17 protein-coding genes and 1 pseudogene are annotated in these 16,896 nt (G+C 41.7%); 2 read left to right on the top strand and 16 right to left on the bottom strand.

Annotated elements, in window-relative coordinates:
- Window positions 1-7: 7 nt before the first annotated feature.
- Window positions 8-340, bottom strand: a complete 333-nt coding sequence (locus LCM11_RS03605) for a lipopolysaccharide assembly LapA domain-containing protein (protein WP_224892876.1) — start codon at window positions 338-340, stop codon at window positions 8-10.
- Window positions 341-537: 197 nt separating this feature from the next.
- Window positions 538-2,814: a protein translocase subunit SecDF gene (gene secDF, locus LCM11_RS03610; protein WP_224892877.1), complete on the bottom strand. Its 2,277-nt coding sequence runs from the start codon at window positions 2,812-2,814 to the stop codon at window positions 538-540.
- A 484-nt stretch (window positions 2,815-3,298) separates the two neighbouring features.
- Between secDF and spoVB the strand changes: the two genes are divergently transcribed.
- Window positions 3,299-4,855, top strand: a complete 1,557-nt coding sequence (gene spoVB, locus LCM11_RS03615; RefSeq protein WP_224892878.1) for a stage V sporulation protein B — start codon at window positions 3,299-3,301, stop codon at window positions 4,853-4,855.
- Between the two features lie 21 nt (window positions 4,856-4,876).
- Here spoVB and LCM11_RS03620 read toward each other — a convergent pair whose 3' ends face one another.
- Together LCM11_RS03620 and LCM11_RS03625 are read right to left on the bottom strand one after the other, a co-directional pair.
- Window positions 4,877-5,575, bottom strand: a complete 699-nt coding sequence (locus tag LCM11_RS03620) for a DUF421 domain-containing protein (RefSeq protein WP_224892879.1) — start codon at window positions 5,573-5,575, stop codon at window positions 4,877-4,879.
- A 10-nt stretch (window positions 5,576-5,585) separates the two neighbouring features.
- The gene (locus LCM11_RS03625; protein WP_224892880.1) at window positions 5,586-6,875 is read right to left on the bottom strand and encodes an ArsB/NhaD family transporter; all 1,290 of its coding nucleotides are present in this window, start codon (window positions 6,873-6,875) and stop codon (window positions 5,586-5,588) included.
- Window positions 6,876-7,003: 128 nt separating this feature from the next.
- On the opposite strand from LCM11_RS03625, the gene LCM11_RS03630 reads away from it, so the two are divergent.
- Window positions 7,004-7,387 (top strand): TIGR04086 family membrane protein, encoded by a 384-nt coding sequence (locus LCM11_RS03630; protein ID WP_224892881.1) that lies wholly within the window; start codon window positions 7,004-7,006, stop codon window positions 7,385-7,387.
- Window positions 7,388-7,432: 45 nt separating this feature from the next.
- On the opposite strand, the gene yajC is transcribed toward LCM11_RS03630, so the two are convergent.
- The 12 genes and pseudogenes from yajC to safA all read right to left on the bottom strand — a co-directional run.
- Complete coding sequence (gene yajC / locus LCM11_RS03635) at window positions 7,433-7,696, bottom strand: preprotein translocase subunit YajC (protein WP_089748968.1); 264 nt, start codon at window positions 7,694-7,696, stop codon at window positions 7,433-7,435.
- Window positions 7,697-7,711: 15 nt separating this feature from the next.
- Window positions 7,712-8,848, bottom strand: coding sequence for a tRNA guanosine(34) transglycosylase Tgt (tgt, locus tag LCM11_RS03640; RefSeq protein WP_224892882.1), 1,137 nt, complete (start codon window positions 8,846-8,848; stop codon window positions 7,712-7,714).
- A 37-nt stretch (window positions 8,849-8,885) separates the two neighbouring features.
- Complete coding sequence (gene queA / locus LCM11_RS03645) at window positions 8,886-9,911, bottom strand: tRNA preQ1(34) S-adenosylmethionine ribosyltransferase-isomerase QueA (RefSeq protein WP_224892883.1); 1,026 nt, start codon at window positions 9,909-9,911, stop codon at window positions 8,886-8,888.
- A gap of 19 nt (window positions 9,912-9,930) precedes the next feature.
- Window positions 9,931-10,131: a DUF2905 domain-containing protein gene (locus tag LCM11_RS03650; protein WP_014643877.1), complete on the bottom strand. Its 201-nt coding sequence runs from the start codon at window positions 10,129-10,131 to the stop codon at window positions 9,931-9,933.
- Window positions 10,128-11,129 carry a Holliday junction branch migration DNA helicase RuvB gene (gene ruvB, locus LCM11_RS03655; protein ID WP_224892884.1) on the bottom strand — a complete coding sequence of 334 codons (1,002 nt, stop codon included), beginning with the start codon at window positions 11,127-11,129 and terminating at the stop codon, window positions 10,128-10,130. Before ruvB ends, LCM11_RS03650 begins: the two co-directional genes overlap by 4 nt.
- A gap of 18 nt (window positions 11,130-11,147) precedes the next feature.
- Window positions 11,148-11,765 (bottom strand): Holliday junction branch migration protein RuvA, encoded by a 618-nt coding sequence (ruvA, locus tag LCM11_RS03660; protein WP_224892885.1) that lies wholly within the window; start codon window positions 11,763-11,765, stop codon window positions 11,148-11,150.
- A gap of 185 nt (window positions 11,766-11,950) precedes the next feature.
- On the bottom strand, window positions 11,951-12,520 hold the full coding sequence (locus LCM11_RS03665; protein WP_224892886.1) for an intercompartmental signaling factor BofC: 570 nt from the start codon (window positions 12,518-12,520) through the stop codon (window positions 11,951-11,953).
- An 81-nt stretch (window positions 12,521-12,601) separates the two neighbouring features.
- The gene (locus tag LCM11_RS03670; RefSeq protein WP_224892887.1) at window positions 12,602-13,354 is read right to left on the bottom strand and encodes a YebC/PmpR family DNA-binding transcriptional regulator; all 753 of its coding nucleotides are present in this window, start codon (window positions 13,352-13,354) and stop codon (window positions 12,602-12,604) included.
- Window positions 13,355-13,427: 73 nt separating this feature from the next.
- Entirely contained in the window at window positions 13,428-13,991 is a 564-nt protein-coding gene (locus LCM11_RS03675) for a YhcN/YlaJ family sporulation lipoprotein (protein ID WP_224892888.1), read from the bottom strand.
- Between the two features lie 71 nt (window positions 13,992-14,062).
- Entirely contained in the window at window positions 14,063-14,800 is a 738-nt protein-coding gene (gene nadE / locus LCM11_RS03680; RefSeq protein ID WP_224892889.1) for an NAD(+) synthase, read from the bottom strand.
- A gap of 32 nt (window positions 14,801-14,832) precedes the next feature.
- Window positions 14,833-15,792: a phosphotransferase gene (locus LCM11_RS03685; RefSeq protein WP_224892890.1), complete on the bottom strand. Its 960-nt coding sequence runs from the start codon at window positions 15,790-15,792 to the stop codon at window positions 14,833-14,835.
- Window positions 15,793-16,728: 936 nt separating this feature from the next.
- Window positions 16,729-16,876, bottom strand: a pseudogene (gene safA / locus LCM11_RS20545) (SafA/ExsA family spore coat assembly protein); the annotation flags it as partial.
- Window positions 16,877-16,896 lie beyond the last annotated feature (20 nt).

A 16,896-nucleotide genomic window follows, 5' to 3' on the forward strand; every position in this document is an offset into this window, starting at 1 on the left:
ACGACTTTTACGTTACATTTCTATTATCACTATCTTCTTTAGGTTTAACCGATTCATCTGGGGTTCCATCAAAATCGGAAGAAGTTGCCGGCTCGTGAGATTGTTCAACTTTTTGCTTCAGAGAGCGATTTTCTCTCTTTAATTTAAAGTAACGCACGGCTCCTACAGATGCTGTAGCAAGTCCGCCTAATAATACGGATATTAAGATAACCAGAATCAGGGGCGCTTCACCTGTTCCGAACATATAATTAACTTGGACAGGGTCCACATTGATCACAGCAAAAATAGCAATAATTAAAGCAAAAACAAATGCAAAAATAATATAAGACTGCCCTTTCACGTATTTTCCTCCTTTTTCCATTTGACTTTATTATCATATGGAAGACCATAGAGAACCTGTTTAGCCCTTACTCTATAAAGCTAAAATTATGATACTGCACCTTATAACAAATATAATCATTCATTTATCTATACCCAAATTTTCTATTTTTCAATCAAAAAAGCAGCCTCCCCAACAGGTAAGGCTGCTTCATATTATTATACTTGAGGTCCATCCGTTTTCTTCTTCTTAGCAAATTGAATCGGATTATCTTTAATGTTCTTTCCACGCCAGATCAGCCATAACTGAGAGGCAATGAATAAGGAAGAGTACGTTCCTGCAAGGAGTCCTACTACAAGGGCAAAGGCAAAGTTTGTAATTGACGAAGCTCCAAAGAACAAGAGCATAATCGCTGCAAAGATTACAGTGATGACCGTATTAATACTCCGGGCTAATGTCTGCATTAAGCTGTCATTTACAACTTTAGCAAGTTCCTTGAAGGATTTGACTTTCTTCTTCATCTTTAAGTTTTCACGGATCCGGTCGAACGTCACAATTGTATCGTTAACTGAGTAACCAACAATGGTTAAGATAGCAGCTATAATTGTAATATCAAACTCAAGTCTTGTAATACTGAACAATGCAATGATAAAGAAAGCATCGTGAAGAAGGGCGATGATAGCTGTCAATGCAAAGTAAAATTCAAATCGAATGGTTACATAAATAATAATCCCAATTGAAGCATATAGAACAGCTAATGCCGCATTCTTAGCTAACTCCTGACCAACTACAGGGGAGACCGTGCTTACATTTGGCGTATTGCCGAATTCATCTTCATAGTAACTTTGAATTTCTCCAATTTTATTTTTACTTAATTCACTGTCAAAGCGGGCAACAGCAATTTCATCATTGTCTCCAGAGATGACTACTTTCTTAGGGGCAACATTAAACTCTTCTTCCATGGTCTCCTCAACTTGTGAAGCATCGATATTGCCATCGGATAAAATGGAGACCCTTGAACCACTTGTAAAATCAATACCCAGGTTCAGACGGAAAACTGCAAGAGCTAGAATGCCGGCTGTAATCAAAACAATAGATATTGTAAAGAATCTTTTCCTTAAACCAACAAAGTCAAACTTACGGTTCATAACCGTAGCTTCAACTTCTTCGCCTTCTTCTATAGAATGGATATCTTCCGGCTTCACACCGAACCACTTCGGACGTTTATTCAAAAAGCGGCTCTTCACCCATAACCCCATGAGAAGACGCGTACCATATACTGCCGTAATAAAACTGACTAAGATACTTACGATCAGCATCGTAGCAAAACCTTTGACAGAACTTGTGCCAAAGATGAATAGAACAGTAGCGGCAATCAGTGTAGTAATGTTCGCATCCAGAATGGTAGCGAGAGAACGTTTGTTACCAGCTTTAAATGCAGACATTACAGATTTACCGGCTTTTAATTCCTCTTTAATTCTTTCATAGGTAATAATATTGGCATCGACCGCCATACCTACACCGAGAATAAGTGCAGCTATCCCTGGGAGTGTCAGTACCCCGTTCATGGCTTCAAAGACCACTAATATTAAATACACATAGGCGGTCAATGTTACCACAGCAATAATTCCAGGAAAGCGATAATAAGCCATCATGAATAAGAATATAGTGGCTATACCAATTGCTCCGGCGATGATTGTTTTATTCATAGCCTGTTCACCGAATTGAGCTCCTACTGAAGTAGAATAGGTTTCCTCAAGATTTACGGGGAGTGATCCTGCGTTTAAGAGGTCTGCTAATTCTTTTGCAGACTCTACGGTAAAGTCCCCGGTAATCTGTACGGTGGAGCTTCTGACTGGTCCATCTGGAAACCTTGGTGCTGAAAGATAAGCCGGATCGGCCTTCCCATACTCCTCAGCAAAAGAAGTCTCTTCATTATAGTCCAGCCAGATGACCAGAACATTTTCTGGATAAGGTGTGGCTGGGTCATCAGGTGTATTCAAAATCTCTTCAGACACGTCATAAAACTTACCAGGATCTTTTACGCCAAGAGAAACGGCCGGACTATTGTTCTGGTCATATGTTTGTTGCGCGCTTCCCTCAACCAGGTCTGATCCATCTAGATATTCTTCTCCATTCGCGCCGCGGAAAGAAAGTTCAGCTGTAGTAGCTAATAAATCCCTTGCCTCCTGCTGATCCTGAATACCGGCAAGCTGTACACGGATACGTCCGCCATCTTCAATCGAAATGTTCGTTTCACTAATCCCCAGTGTATTCACTCGTCTGTTCAGGGATTCAACGGTCGCTTCCAGAACCCTCTCGTTCACCTCTTGATCTTCATTTAAAGGCTCAACATCATACAGGATTTCAAATCCACCCTGCAGATCCAGACCTAAGTTTATATTTTTAGTAACACCTGTTACAGTCGTCCCTATCGTAGCTGCTAATAGAATCAGCACTAGAAAAAAGGCGACGATACGCCCCCGTTTCACCATAATGTTCATTTCCTCCTTTTATAACTTCAGCGCCTAATCATTATCGAAATGCTTATGTACTTGCAGTAAGACTGGCTCTCACTCCTAAGTTTAAGTGTTTCCTTTGTTTATCCATCCGTACCAATTTTACTACTATTTTTATATTTGACAACCTGCTAAGTCGTTTCTTTATACCGCATGAGGGTCAGTATATCCTGTTTTTCATGTAATAACTTCACCCAATCCTCTACCAAAGCCTTTTATGTAGCCAGTGTGGCCCGCGCACCATTTATATATCAACAAGGTAATTAGGGATTTTTGAACAACTTCGTACAATTTCCTAGTTCCTTCTAATACACCTAATTATTATGATGATACCGTTAATTTACCTGGCCCTTCCGCCTACTAATTTCGATAATTCTAAACTTTGTCATGCCTTGTCCAAGGCTTAGCATATACTTCATTGTAGCGGAATTTTAATTCTTTGAGAAGGCGGATTGTTTTTATGTCTAAGCAAACCTTTTTACATGGGGCCCTCATCCTGGTAGCTGCAGGGCTGGTCACTCGTCTGCTTGGGTTTATCAATCGGATTGTTGTTGCTCGTGTGATGGGTGCCGAAGGAGTAGGGCTTTATATGATGGCCCTGCCTACTCTGATTCTGGCGATTACCATTACACAGTTCGGTCTTCCTGTAGCAATATCAAAACGTGTATCCGAAGCTGAAGCCACAGGCAATGAGAAGAAAATTAAAAGTATCCTAATCGTCTCTTTGTCGATTACCGGTTCCTTAAGTATTATCTTTACAGGCGCATTATTTATACTCACCCCTGTTATCGCTTCCTATTTTCTAACCGACCCGCGCGCTCTTTTTCCTTTATTAGTCGTTACACCAATTATACCAATCATTGCTGTCGCATCGGTAATTCGAGGTTATTTCCAGGGAAGGCAGAATATGAAGCCTCAGGCTCTGTCTCAGGTTATTGAGCAGGTAGTCCGTATTGGAGGAGTACTTGTCTTAACTAAACTGCTTTACCCTTATGGTGTCGAATACGCCGCAGCAGGAGCTATGGCGGCCGTAGTGTTAGGTGAATTTGTTTCATTGATTTATATGCTGAGACAGTTCAATCTGCAAAAATCGTTTAAACTGAGAAAGACCTGGAAAAAACACGTTGGGAAAGGGAAACAAACTTTTCAAGAGTTAATGGCTATCGCGCTTCCTACCACAGGCAGTCGTTTTATCGGTTCCATAACCTATTTCTTTGAACCAATCCTTGTAGCCCAAAGCCTTGCAATAGCTGGTTTTGCTGCAGCGGAATCAACGAAACTATACGGGGAATTAACTGGATATGTACTTCCCCTGCTTTTCTTACCTACTTTTTTAACCCATGCTCTTTCAACTGCCCTTGTACCCTCAATTAGTGAAGCAGCAGCTGTAGGTAAAAAAGAAACCATACAATACCGAATTATGCAGTCCATTCGTCTTTCATTAGCCTCAGGAGGGGTCATTACAGTCGTTTTCATGATTTTCCCAGCTGTTATCCTAATGACGGTTTACGGTACTAGCCAAGCCGCTTTTATGTTGCAGTTTATGGCGCCATTCTTCTTGTTGCATTACATTCAAACCCCGCTCCAGGCTACATTGCAAGCATTAGATTTAGCACAGCCTGCGATGTGGAACACGCTAATTGGTTCAATTATTAAATTTATTGTATTAGTCAGTTTGAGTTCCCGTCCCGAGTTTGGAATACATGGTGTGGCCATAGCTATGGTAGTAGGCGTAGTTGTTGTAACTCTTCTACATCTTGCAGTCCTTATCAAACACAAAATTATGACCCTCCCACTGGACATGTTTATCCGTTTTGCACTGGTAGTTGGTATAACTGGCTACGTTGGTTTCACAATGAAGCACTACCTGCTTCATGAAAGCAGGCCGATTCCACAGCTCCTATGGATGGGATTCATCCTTACGCTTCTATATCTGGCACTTCTGTTTCTATTCAAACTTTTACGCAAAGACGAGTGGAAGTTGATACCTTGGAAGAAAATCTTTCATAAAAAATAACCGCTTTTTTAAGCGGTTATTTTATTGAAATTGATTTTTTTCATCTATGGAAACTTCGCCTTCCTCATTAATAGTACATAAAGAAACTTTATCTAAAGATTCATGTCCCTGTTTTTTAAGTTCATTTAACAGCCAGTTCTTATTTTTACGTATATTTTTCAAGCCGCTATATTGAATTTCTCCATCTGCGACAAGTACGACTGCATAAGAGGAATGACCCTGATCATCTTTTTCAAAAACCGATAGTTTACCTGAAGGTTCTAAGATTGCATAAGCTACATCATTTACTTGCTGAATTCCATGTTCGCGCAATTGTATAAGTAAATCGTTAAAATTATAGCGCTGCCGTTTCATTTCGTACTCGTCCACTTTACCGTGTTTAATAATGACAGAAGGCTTTCCATCAAACCATGTTCTAAACCTTTGATTCTTTAACGATATCCAGGCACTGCCGAGTTGTATAATTAATAACACAGCCATTGGAACGACTGATTTCCAAATGGCTGAATCGGGTTGTTCAATTAAAAACACTCCAATTTCAGCGAGCATAATAAAAACAACCAAATCCATGACACTTAGTTCACCGATTTCTCTCTTCCCCATAAACCGAAACACAAATAGAATAATTAAATAAGTAAGAATGGTTCTTAATATAAGAGACAGGAAAGCCAATGACGCCCACGACCTTTCATGAGGATACTCTCTTATAAGATGACCCATTCTTATTTTTTTATGATGAGAAGGGAAGCAAATATCTAAAATAAACGTAAATTGACGCGATCAATAAAGATAAAATCAGGACAGGAATTCCATAAATCGAAAATTTAAGGAACGATATAGGCTGGCGGTGACTCGCCGCTATACCCGCTACTACAACATTCGCGGATGCTCCTACCAGCGTTCCATTTCCTCCAAGACATGCGCCTAAAGCGAGTGACCACCATATAGGATCCACATTCATCATACCGTATCCCTGGAGTTCCTGCACAACTGGAATCATAGCCGCCACAAATGGAATATTATCCACTACCCCAGAAAGCACACCCGCACTCCATAACATGACCATTGATGTAATAGGCAGGTCGCCGCCAGAAACCCACACCATCATACGGGCGAGTTCATCAATAACACCTACCGTTTCTAAACCGCCAACCAGCATAAATAAACCCATGAAGAAAAATAAGGTTACCCACTCCACCTCTTGAAAAACGTGTTCAACATCCAATTCTTTGTCAGTTAAAAACAGTAATAATAAAGCTCCACTGACAGCAATGGTGGTAATATCCATGTGTACAAATGGATGCATCATAAAACCGGTAATAGTTAAAATCAATACTGAAACCGACTGAAATAATAAACGGGAGACCTTTAGATGCTCACGCGCATCCATTTCCAAAAGGGCAGCAGCTAGTTCAGGATTGTAGATTAATTGCTTCCGGAAAATAAGCAGTAAGATAGTTAACACAGATCCAAAAATTACGAGGACCACAGGACCTAAATGATAAATAAAGGATAGAAAACTAAAATGTTCTACAGCCTGTCCAATCATAATGTTAGGTGGGTCGCCGATTAAAGTAGCAGTCCCGCCGATATTCGAGCTGAATATAGTAACAAGTAAATAAGGAAAAGCCGGAAGCTGTAAGCGGTCAATTAATGTAAGGAGTACAGGAACAAAAAGCAAAACCGTTGTTACGTTATCTAAAAAGGCAGAGCCAACAGCAGTAAATATTGCGCTTACGGCAAGCAACGGTATAGGACGTCCTTTCACCAGCTGGGCTAAACGAACAGCCATATAGGTGAACACTCCCGTTTTCTTCGTGATGGAAACGAGCACCATCATAGAAAAAAGCAAAGCCACTGTCTCCCAATCAATAAACCCAAATGCCTCCTCCCACTCGTACACTTTCGTCACTAATAGAAGAACACCGCCGGCTAAGGCTACAAGTGCCCGATTCCATTTTTCTGTCATAATTAATACATAGCTCGCTACGAATATGAGTAATGCAAGTAGAGTTGCCATACACCTTCCCCTTTTTATAAGGTCTTTACTTTATACGTATTCAAGGAAGAAGGAAAATATCTACTTCTATCTAAGGCTTAAGCATGCATATAGTGTTAATGACAAGCTTAAGAAGGAGGATTTATGATATGAAAAAATTTACGCAGGGCGTCCTTGCATATGGAATTGGCTCTATTCTTCTGCTCATGATTATTTCCGCGGCTGTATTGGCTCTTTTCCTTCGTTTTACAACAATGGAATATCAAACCCTCAATCAAGCAGCCCTGATTACCGGTTTGAGCATTTTAGCATTTGGTGGAATGATGGCTGCTTACAAAGGTGAGCAGAAGGGGTGGCTTTCCGGGGTTATGACAGGTCTTATTTTTGTGGCGGCTATGGCTTTATTCCAAATCATTTTTGAGAATCAATTAATATCTCTGCCGCAGCTCAGTTATTTTGGGGGATTGGTTCTAGCAGCCTGGCTCGGAGGGATGATTGGGGTCAATCTGCCAAGACGAACGGCAAAAAGATAAAGGAACATAAGAAATCCCGCTGCAAATACAGCGGGATTCTAATCATTAGTCCTGATTTAGTTTCTCACGAACAGATGAACGATCGAATTTCATTTGCGTTCCATCCTGTACCGTAATAACTAGAGATCCTTCATCTATAGCATGGACCGTACCATGGAGACCTCCGATTGTGATGATTCTATCGCCTTTTTGCAAGTCCGCCTGCATTTGTTGTACTTTTTTCTGTTTCTTTTGCTGCGGACGAATTAATAGGAAATAGAAAATGACAAACATTAGAATAATTGGTAATAAACCGACTAATGTATCCATTTAATTTCCCCCCTTCTAAAAGTTCTTCGCATTTGGTTTATTGAAACCATATTGTTCAAAGAATTCTTCTCTAAAGTCTCCGAGTCGATCTTCTTTAATGGCTTCACGCACTTGCCTCATTAATTTTAACAGAAAATAAAGGTTATGATAAGTAGTTAATCTAAAGCCAAATGTTTCACTTGATTTAACAAGATGTCTGATGTAAGCGCGGCTGTAATTGCGGCATGTGTGACAGTCACAATTTTCATCAATCGGACGAAAATCACGGGCAAACTTTGCGTTACGGACAACCAGACGTCCATTTGAAGTCATGCAGGTTCCGTTCCGTGCGATCCGAGTAGGCAGTACACAATCAAACATATCTATGCCTCGCATGCTGCCATCAATTAGTGAATCAGGTGAGCCTACCCCCATTAAATAGCGTGGTTTTTCATCAGGTAGAAGAGGTGCAGTAAAATCGAGCACCCTGTTCATAACATCTTTTGGCTCACCTACAGAAAGTCCTCCAATAGCATAACCCGGGAAATCCATTGAAGTAAGATCTCTTGCACTTTGCCGGCGCAAATCTTCATATTCTCCTCCTTGGATAATCCCAAACAGCCCCTGATCATGAGGTCTCTGATGACCTTCCAGGCATCGTTCAGCCCAGCGGCTAGTCCGCTCCACTGACTTTTTCATATAGTCATGCTCGGCAGGATAAGGTGGACACTCATCAAAAGCCATCATAATATCAGCACCCAGTGAATTTTGGATGTGCATGGCTTTCTCAGGTGAAAGAAATAACTTCTCTCCGCTAATATGGTTACGGAAGTGAACACCTTCTTCTTCAATCTGTCTCAAGTCACTTAAGCTGAATACTTGAAATCCGCCTGAATCTGTAAGGATGGACCCATTCCAGTTCATGAAAGAATGAAGCCCCCCTGCTTCTTCAACGATATCTTCCCCGGGACGCAGCCACAGATGATACGTGTTGGAAAGTATAATTGGAGCTCCCATTTGCTCGAGTTCCTCGGGACTCATCGTTTTTACCGTTGCAAGCGTACCTACCGGCATGAACATTGGAGTGTCAAATGATCCGTGAGGTGTATGGACTTTGCCAAGACGTGCACCCGTTTGTTTACATGTTTTAATTAATTCATATGTGATTGCCATTATTTCTTTCCTTTCTCCACATCAAGCAATAATCTAACTAAATAATCAGCATCGCATCTCCAAAGCTGAAGAATCGATACTTATTCTCCACAGCTCTGGCATACGCTTCCATAATAAAATCACGACCCGCAAAGGCACTGACCAGCATAATCAGAGTGGATTTAGGCAGATGAAAATTCGTAATCAGCCCATCAATCGCTTTCAGCTTTTGGGGTGGGTAGATAAATATATCCGTCCATCCGCTAGCTTCCTTAAAGGTGCCATAATCACGGATGATGGTTTCAAGCGTCCTTGTGGAAGTTGTGCCTACCGAGATGATACGACCTCCCTGGTTTTTCACCTGATTCAATTGGTCAGCTGTTTCTTGAGATACTTGGTAGAATTCAGCATGCATATCGTGGTCTTCCACCTTATCGACACTAACAGGACGAAAGGTTCCAAGTCCGACATGAAGGGTGAGATAGGCTATGGTTACACCCGAAGCCTGAAGGTTTTCAAGTAATTCATTCGTAAAATGAAGTCCGGCAGTAGGTGCTGCTGCAGACCCTTCTTCCTTAGCGTACACAGTCTGGTAACGTTCCCTATCCGACAGCTGTTCCTTAATATAAGGGGGAAGCGGCATCTCACCAAGGGATTCCAGTACTTCCATAAAAATCCCATCATAAGAGAACCTGACTTTTCTTCCACCATGCTCCTGCACCTCCGTGCATTCAGCTATTAACTGTCCGTCCCCAAACACGATACGAGAACCTGGTTTTACTTTTTTAGCAGGTTTGATAAGTACATCCCATTCGTCTTTCGAATCTTGATGGAGGAGAAGAACCTCTACTTTTCCTCCCGTGTCTTCTTTCGCTCCAAATAGCCTTGCCGGTAGTACGCGTGTATCATTTAAAACGAGGCAGTCGCCTGGCTTTAATAGCCTTTCAATATCTGAAAAAAGGTAATGTTCTATTGTTTCAGCGCTCCGGTCGCAAACCATGAGGCGTGACGAAGAACGATCCTGAAGCGGTACCTGAGCAATAAGCTCTTCGGGCAGCTCAAAATCATACTGCTTAATATCCATTTAAATCCCCTATTCTTCCTTAGCGTATTTTACCAATAATATAAAATATCAGTGATAGAACAATACTCGCAACAATGGACGTCATAATTGGAAAATAAAAGGTGGTATTCCCTTTTTTAAAAGACAAATCTCCTGGGAGTCTGCCAACAAAACTCCATAAAAGTCCTATCACGATAAACACAATCCCTATAACAATAAATATTTTTCCGAAGCCAGTCAAGTTCCGGGCACCTCCCTATGGAAGTGAGCGTACGCTTTAGGTGTTACGACACGTCCACGCGGAGTTCTTTGTATAAATCCAATTTGGAGAAGAAACGGCTCGTAAACATCTTCAATCGTCTGAGACTCTTCTCCTATTGTAGCCGAAATAGTATCAAGCCCCACCGGGCCCCCTCGAAATCCATCCATAATGCCTTTTAAAAGCTTGTGGTCTATATAATCCAGGCCTTCAGCGTCGACTTGAAGCATTTCGAGAGCTTCTTGAGTCGTTTCGAGAGAGATCACGGATTCACCTTTGACTTGAGCTATATCCCTTACCCGCTTAAATAATCGGTTGGCTATACGCGGTGTTCCTCTCGAACGCCGAGCAATTTCAACAGCCGCATTAAAATCAATTTCCACATGAAAAATATCAGCAGTCCTCTCCACTATTGAGCACAATGCCTCTGTTTCGTAATATTCCAATCTGCTGTGGACTCCGAACCGGTCACGAAGCGGCGCCGATAATAAACCGGCCCTGGTGGTAGCTCCAACCAAAGTAAAGGGAGGGAGATCAAGTCGCATCGATCTCGCACTGGGACCGCTGCCTACCACAATGTCCAAACAGAAGTCTTCCATAGCTGGGTAGAGAACTTCTTCTACTGATCTTGGTAATCGATGAATTTCATCTATAAAAAGTACATCCCCTGGTTCTAATGAAGATAAAATGGCAGCCAGATCTCCTGCCCTCTCAATGGCAGGTCCAGCCGTTGTCCTGAACTGCACCCCCATTTCATTGGCAATAATAGAAGCAAGTGTCGTTTTTCCGAGCCCCGGAGGGCCGTAGAGAAGTGCATGGTCCAGAGGTTCCTCTCTCATTTTTGCTGCTTCAATAAAAATTCGCAGATTTCGTTTAGTTTGGTCCTGACCAATATACTGTTTGAGCGTTTCAGGTCTTAAACTAAGTTCAATGTCCTCATCCGTCTCCTGCAACTCGCCGGAAATCATTCGATCTTCCACATTAGTTCCCCCTTTCAATTATGACTTCATCAGCAGCTGTAACCCTTGTCTTACGTAATCATCAACACTGCCTTCACTGGTTTTTTGAAGTTCTGTTCGTGCCAGTTTAATTTCTTTTTCTGTATAACCCAAAGCTTTTAATGCTTCAAGTGCATCTTCTATACGCTCTCTTTTTTCTTTTGAAGTCAGTTCCTCTTGATAGAAAATGGTATCTTCATTCTGCTCATCAGGCAGCCAGACAATTAATTTGCCTTTTAAGTCCAATATCATCTGTCTGGCCGTCTTTTTTCCAACACCAGGGAATTTAGTTAAGTACTTATCGTCTTCCTGTTCAATAGCTGAAACAAATTCGGGTACACTAACCGTACCAAGTATAGCTAAAGCACCCTTCGGACCTATGCCGGAAACATTTAAAAGCTGAGCGAAAAGCTGTTTATCTTCTTTTTTCCTGAAGCCAAATAATGTTTGTTGATCTTCTCGTATATAGTGGTATGTATGAACTTTAATTTCACGATTCAAAGAATCTTGAAAGTTATAAGGGTTGGCACATAGAATTTCATAACCAATTCCACCTGTTTCAAGAATTATAGACGTATCTTCAATTAAGCTTAATTGTCCTTTTACATAAGTAATCATAGTTGGAATTCCTCTCTTACCTGTATTGCTTAGCACTCTCTATTGTAACACACAAGCACATGTTCGCCCATGACAGAACCGGAAGAAGAATGTTGATTCCTGCCGTGTTCAGCCAAGTTTAATCGACTTGCTTCAAAAAGCGCATCTCCCAATGACACAAAAATAAAACAGCCGTCTATGACCATTCATAGCGGCTGTTCATCTCCTGCATACTGTTTAACAACTTGCTCGAAATGAGAGGCATCCTTAATTTTTATACCCTCTTTTAATTCGGATTTCCTTTTTGATTCTAATGGTTCAATAGGGATGGGTTTAAAGGATTCTATAACCTTCCCCTGAGAAGGAGCCCCCTCAAATACGGCCAGTTCTCCATCTTTCGTAAGTCCGAAATACCCCTGCTGCTTAGTCAGTGGTGAAATATCTTCCACTTGTCTTTTGAAAACGATCTGATCCAGCTCCTGAGATTCTATGGACCATCCTTCATAAGTGGACCAGAAATCCACCATAGACCATATTGTTTCTTCCTTATTTATGGTTTCCGTTACGCCATCCAGATAATGCTGCTTCAATACAACCTTTATTGTTAATGGTTCAGGATTCACTAGAGTTTCTACAGCATTTTCTTCTGTCTTATTAATAACCGTTCTTTGATAAGATAAATCTTCTGCTCTAAGAGACACGTCTTCTTCCGCAGCAAACCATTGCCATCCTGCAAAAATTAAACTGGCCGGTATAACCCATAACCATCGATTCATCGCAGGTTCCCCCTAACTAAAAAATAACTTCTGCTCCTAGTATGTCCAGGAACAGAAGTTATTATGATAGAAAGTCAGCGATTATGATAATTTCTCCAAGATGGTTTCATCAGCGTCTAAGTTATGATACACCTCTTGAACATCATCATTATCCTCAAGCATATCAATTAATTTAAGCATCTTTTCGACGCCTTCTTCATCCAGAGGTGTGTATGTTTCTGGAATCATCGTAACTTCACTCGTCACAAATGAATATCCGCTCTTTTCAAGCGAAGCTTTCACTTCAGAAAAAGTTTCAGGTTCAGCATATATTTCAAATTGCTCGTCTGTTGTTTCCATTTCTTCCGCTCCGGCTTCGATTACTTCAAGCATCATCTCTTCTTCGTCCACCTCTGTTTCTCCGCGATCAACCACTAAGTAGCCTTTGCGGTCAAACATAAAGGAGACGCAGCCATTTTCACCAAGATTTCCATCGTTTTTATTAAAGGCATGACGCACGTCCGCTGCAGTCCGGTTTTTGTTATCTGTTAATACCTTAACCATAACAGCTACACCGCCAGGACCATAGCCTTCATATGTGTACTCTTCATAATTTACTCCTTCAAGATCACCTGTTGCTTTCTTAATGGCACGATCGATATTTTCATTCGGCATATTATTTGATTTAGCTTTATCTACAGCTAAGCGAAGATTGGGATTCATCTCTGGATCCCCTCCGCCTTGCCTGGCAGCCATAAATATCTCTCTTGCCAGTTTCATAAAAAGCTTACCCCGTTTGGCATCTTGTGCACCTTTTCGGCGTTTTATATTACTCCATTTTGAATGACCAGCCATGGACATTCTCCTCTCCAAAGCAAATCTTTTCCTCCCTCAATATACCACAATTTCCCGGTTAGAATAAAGCAACTTACTTACCGGTCTGGTTTTGCTGAAAGAAATCTCTGATCTGACTTTTTAATTGAGCTGGAGCCTGCGAAGCTTTCAACCTGGCGTTCAAATCCTTCATATGATCCCAATTATTATTATTGGTGTAAATAACGATTGGTTTATCAGTGATTTCTTTAACTTTTGCCTCAACCTTCTTAGGTATGGACTGATCCCTTCGGTTATATGGATTAATCATCACTGCTACATAAACTTTCTTGTCATCCGTAAAAGCCTGGGTCATTGTGACTTCTTCTAATTCATTAACCTTCTTCATGATCTCCATGGAATCTTCGTTATTAAACGCATTATCATGCCCTCTGTTGGTCTCTTTAAATTTGGAATTACGGAATTCTTCTTCTGATGTACGTTTGAACCAGCTGTCTTCTCCAGTAGGAATCTGACCTCTTCGTTTGATACCAGGGTCCCCTCCATAGGTGATGGGTTCATAGTAAGTGGTTTCTTCTTCAGCCTTTTCGTCGGGCTGCGCACCACATCCAGCCGCTAGTAAAACTGTAAACATTAGAACCATAAAGTATTTCCACATAAAAAACATTCTCCTTTTACCATTACTATGGTTTAAGGAGAATGTTTTAAACAGTTAATTTTACCCAACCCTTATTGAGGAGGTGAAGGGGGAAGGTTACGTTTATGAGCTGATTTTCTATGCATGGACTCTATAATCTTTCTATCTTCTTCAGGAACTTCTTCCCCTCGTAAGAAGGCATCAATTTTATTATAACTCGTTCCCATTTCATTCTCGTCCGTCTGACCTTCCCAAAGCCCAGCGCTTGGCTGTTTATTAATAATTTCATCAGGAACGCCCAAATAAGCAGCCATTTCGCGCACTTCACCTTTCGGCAGGTGAACTAATGGTACGAGATCCACTCCACCATCCCCATATTTTGTGAAATATCCGGTGTACCATTCAGCGGCATTGTCTGTGCCTACTACTAAATATTTATGGTTCTGAGCGATGGTATATAGTGTACTCATACGAAGCCTTGCTCGTAAATTTGCGTCTGCCAGCTTCTCTTGATCTTCGTCAAAAGTTCCATCTGCTTCCAGTTGGTTTTTGATTGTTTGAAACAGAACATCATGAGTTTCAGTCAAATCTACTTTTATAGAGGATAAGCCACATGCGTTCGTCACTAACTCAGCGTGTTTTTGGTCGCTTCCTTGACTTTTACAAGGCATAATAACTCCAAGAGATTGATTCGGGAATGCACGTTTAATTAAGTTTGCGACTACCGCGGAGTCAATTCCCCCACTCACTCCTACAAGTAAGCCTTCTACATTTGCCTGTTCCACTTGTTCTTGTAACCATGTCACTAATTCATTAACTTTTTGTTCCACCGGATTGTTCATCCTCTCACACATATGATATCTTATCTTAGCATATGTTCAGCATATCGGACAAACTTCCTCCGGCTTTCCCAAGCTTTCTCTAATTTTTTTATATGCTTGGAAAGAGACACTTCCCCTCTAACGCATCGCCTATAACCGTACAGCCACTCCCTGAGAATATCGGCAGGAACCAATACCCCTTTTAACCAAATGTCAGGGTCAGGAGTGTGTTTGAAATATTGAAGAAGCAAAGATCGCTGATTCTCTAGATAAGGAAGGAACCGCTGTCCCAATTGAATATGATCATATAGGTGAGGTCCAGTGTGTAACAAATCGAAATCAATAAGTTTGATCTCATTATTATTAATTATAAAGTTATGATGAGCGACATCGCCGTGCAGCCATTCATTATTTTCCCAAGCCTTTTCTTCTATTTCTCCCCAAGGATGATTAGAAAATCGTTCAAGTTGGATGATCATGCTTAAGCGAATCTCTTGGTAAATACTTCTTTTTCTGTAATCTGAAAAGACGTCCTGAGTTTCTTCAAACTGCTCTAAACGCCTTTCCCATTTAATATAGAGTGGATCTCGTGGGATAGCTAAAGTAGCGATCCCTTTGGTAGTACGATGAAATTGATGGAGCACCTGCACAGCTTTTTCTCTGTCATAATGATTATCAAAATCGGCATGTTTTCCTTGAACCCATTCAAAAAGCCCCCACGTGCAGCCCAACTTACTTTTTGTGTAAATATTGTCTTGAAAAGGCAGAGGGCGAGCAGCTGCTATTGAGGCGTAGTTCCAGTCCTGAAAGAATCTGATCTGCTGTTCTAACGTTTGCGCTCTTCTGTACCCTTTTAATATCATAGGCTGACCATTATACTGAACTTTATAAACTTTAGGCTTAATTACTTTCTCTAACCTAATAGGTAACTTCTCTTCTCGCAAAAGCCATTGAAAAAGGCGATCCGTATATGAATCGCCTTCTGTATGCTCAACTTTCATCTACATCATCGTCCCGCCAAGGCCCCTGATACGGACCCATTGGCCCTGCTTGCGGGTAACCACTCCCCATCGATTGTGGCATACTGTACGGACCCATTCCATAGGAGCCTCCGCCTTGATGCGGTCCCCAACCACCCATAGGATATTGCATAGGACCATAGGCTTGAGGGTATCCATGATGGTAATAACCTGGATACATAGGCTGACCACCATATCCCATTGCTGGAGACCAGTCCTGAGGACCCCCGGTACCATCCGCACCGCATCCGCAGTCCCCTCCCGCTTGAGCTCCCTGGACCATAGGTGAAGAACTTTCCTCATATTCTCCCCCCATATAGCCTTGTTGGTGAGGGTACATAGGCATATTCTGCTGAGACGGCATCTGCATAGGCATGTAAGATGGCATCATTACAGGATGTGGCGGGCAGCAATAAAAGTCAGTATGCACCAGCTGCGGCTGCATTGGCTGCTGCATCGGTTGCTGCATTGGCTGCTGCATCGGTTGCTGCATTGGCTGCTGCATCGGCTGCTGCATCGGTTGCTGCATCGGTTGCTGCATCGGTTGCTGCATCGGCTGGAAGTAAGGCTGCTGAACAGGCTCCTGATACTGTGATTTCCCCTCCCCCTTTGGCGACTCCTCTGAAGGCATCTCTTCTTCTTTAGGTGCTTGCGGCATTGGCATTTGAGGTAAGTGAAAAGTCGTGTAATAATTTTGCATTTGCTGATCGATGCTTGGCATTTGAATCGGCATATTCATTTGAATCGGCTGCACAGGCATCATTGGTTTATCCATAACACCTTTTTTGACAGGCTTTTTCTCGTCCTCTTTGATAACAGGAATCGGTTTAGGTGAAGTGTCTTTATAAGGTGGCATGGAAGGCATTTCTTTCTTCGGCATCATCTGTTTAGGCGCTTCTTTCTTGACTTGCTTCGTGCCTTGCGGAACCTTAATCTTCATACCCGGCATGATCATATCAGGATTAGAAAGCTGGGTATTAACTGATTTCAATTCTTCAAAATCTACCCCATACTTTTTGGCAATCTTCCAGAGTGTATCCCCTTTTTGCACAATGTGAATTCTCACCATTGCAACTCCCTTCCTGT

It is taken from the genome of Halobacillus halophilus, from assembly GCF_020171985.1.
GTDB classification, from domain to species: domain Bacteria; phylum Bacillota; class Bacilli; order Bacillales; family Halobacillaceae; genus Halobacillus; species Halobacillus halophilus_A.

Coding starts and splice junctions, on each gene's coding strand:
- secDF (WP_224892877.1), bottom strand. CDS start 2,814: ATGGTGAAACGGGGGCGTATCGTCGCCTTTTTTCTAGTGCTGATTCTA.
- spoVB (WP_224892878.1), top strand. CDS start 3,299: ATGTCTAAGCAAACCTTTTTACATGGGGCCCTCATCCTGGTAGCTGCA.
- LCM11_RS03620 (WP_224892879.1), bottom strand. CDS start 5,575: ATGGGTCATCTTATAAGAGAGTATCCTCATGAAAGGTCGTGGGCGTCA.
- LCM11_RS03625 (WP_224892880.1), bottom strand. CDS start 6,875: ATGGCAACTCTACTTGCATTACTCATATTCGTAGCGAGCTATGTATTA.
- LCM11_RS03630 (WP_224892881.1), top strand. CDS start 7,004: ATGAAAAAATTTACGCAGGGCGTCCTTGCATATGGAATTGGCTCTATT.
- yajC (WP_089748968.1), bottom strand. CDS start 7,696: ATGGATACATTAGTCGGTTTATTACCAATTATTCTAATGTTTGTCATT.
- tgt (WP_224892882.1), bottom strand. CDS start 8,848: ATGGCAATCACATATGAATTAATTAAAACATGTAAACAAACGGGTGCA.
- queA (WP_224892883.1), bottom strand. CDS start 9,911: ATGGATATTAAGCAGTATGATTTTGAGCTGCCCGAAGAGCTTATTGCT.
- ruvA (WP_224892885.1), bottom strand. CDS start 11,765: ATGATTACTTATGTAAAAGGACAATTAAGCTTAATTGAAGATACGTCT.
- LCM11_RS03665 (WP_224892886.1), bottom strand. CDS start 12,520: ATGAATCGATGGTTATGGGTTATACCGGCCAGTTTAATTTTTGCAGGA.
- LCM11_RS03670 (WP_224892887.1), bottom strand. CDS start 13,354: ATGGCTGGTCATTCAAAATGGAGTAATATAAAACGCCGAAAAGGTGCA.
- LCM11_RS03675 (WP_224892888.1), bottom strand. CDS start 13,991: ATGTGGAAATACTTTATGGTTCTAATGTTTACAGTTTTACTAGCGGCT.
- LCM11_RS03685 (WP_224892890.1), bottom strand. CDS start 15,792: ATGAAAGTTGAGCATACAGAAGGCGATTCATATACGGATCGCCTTTTT.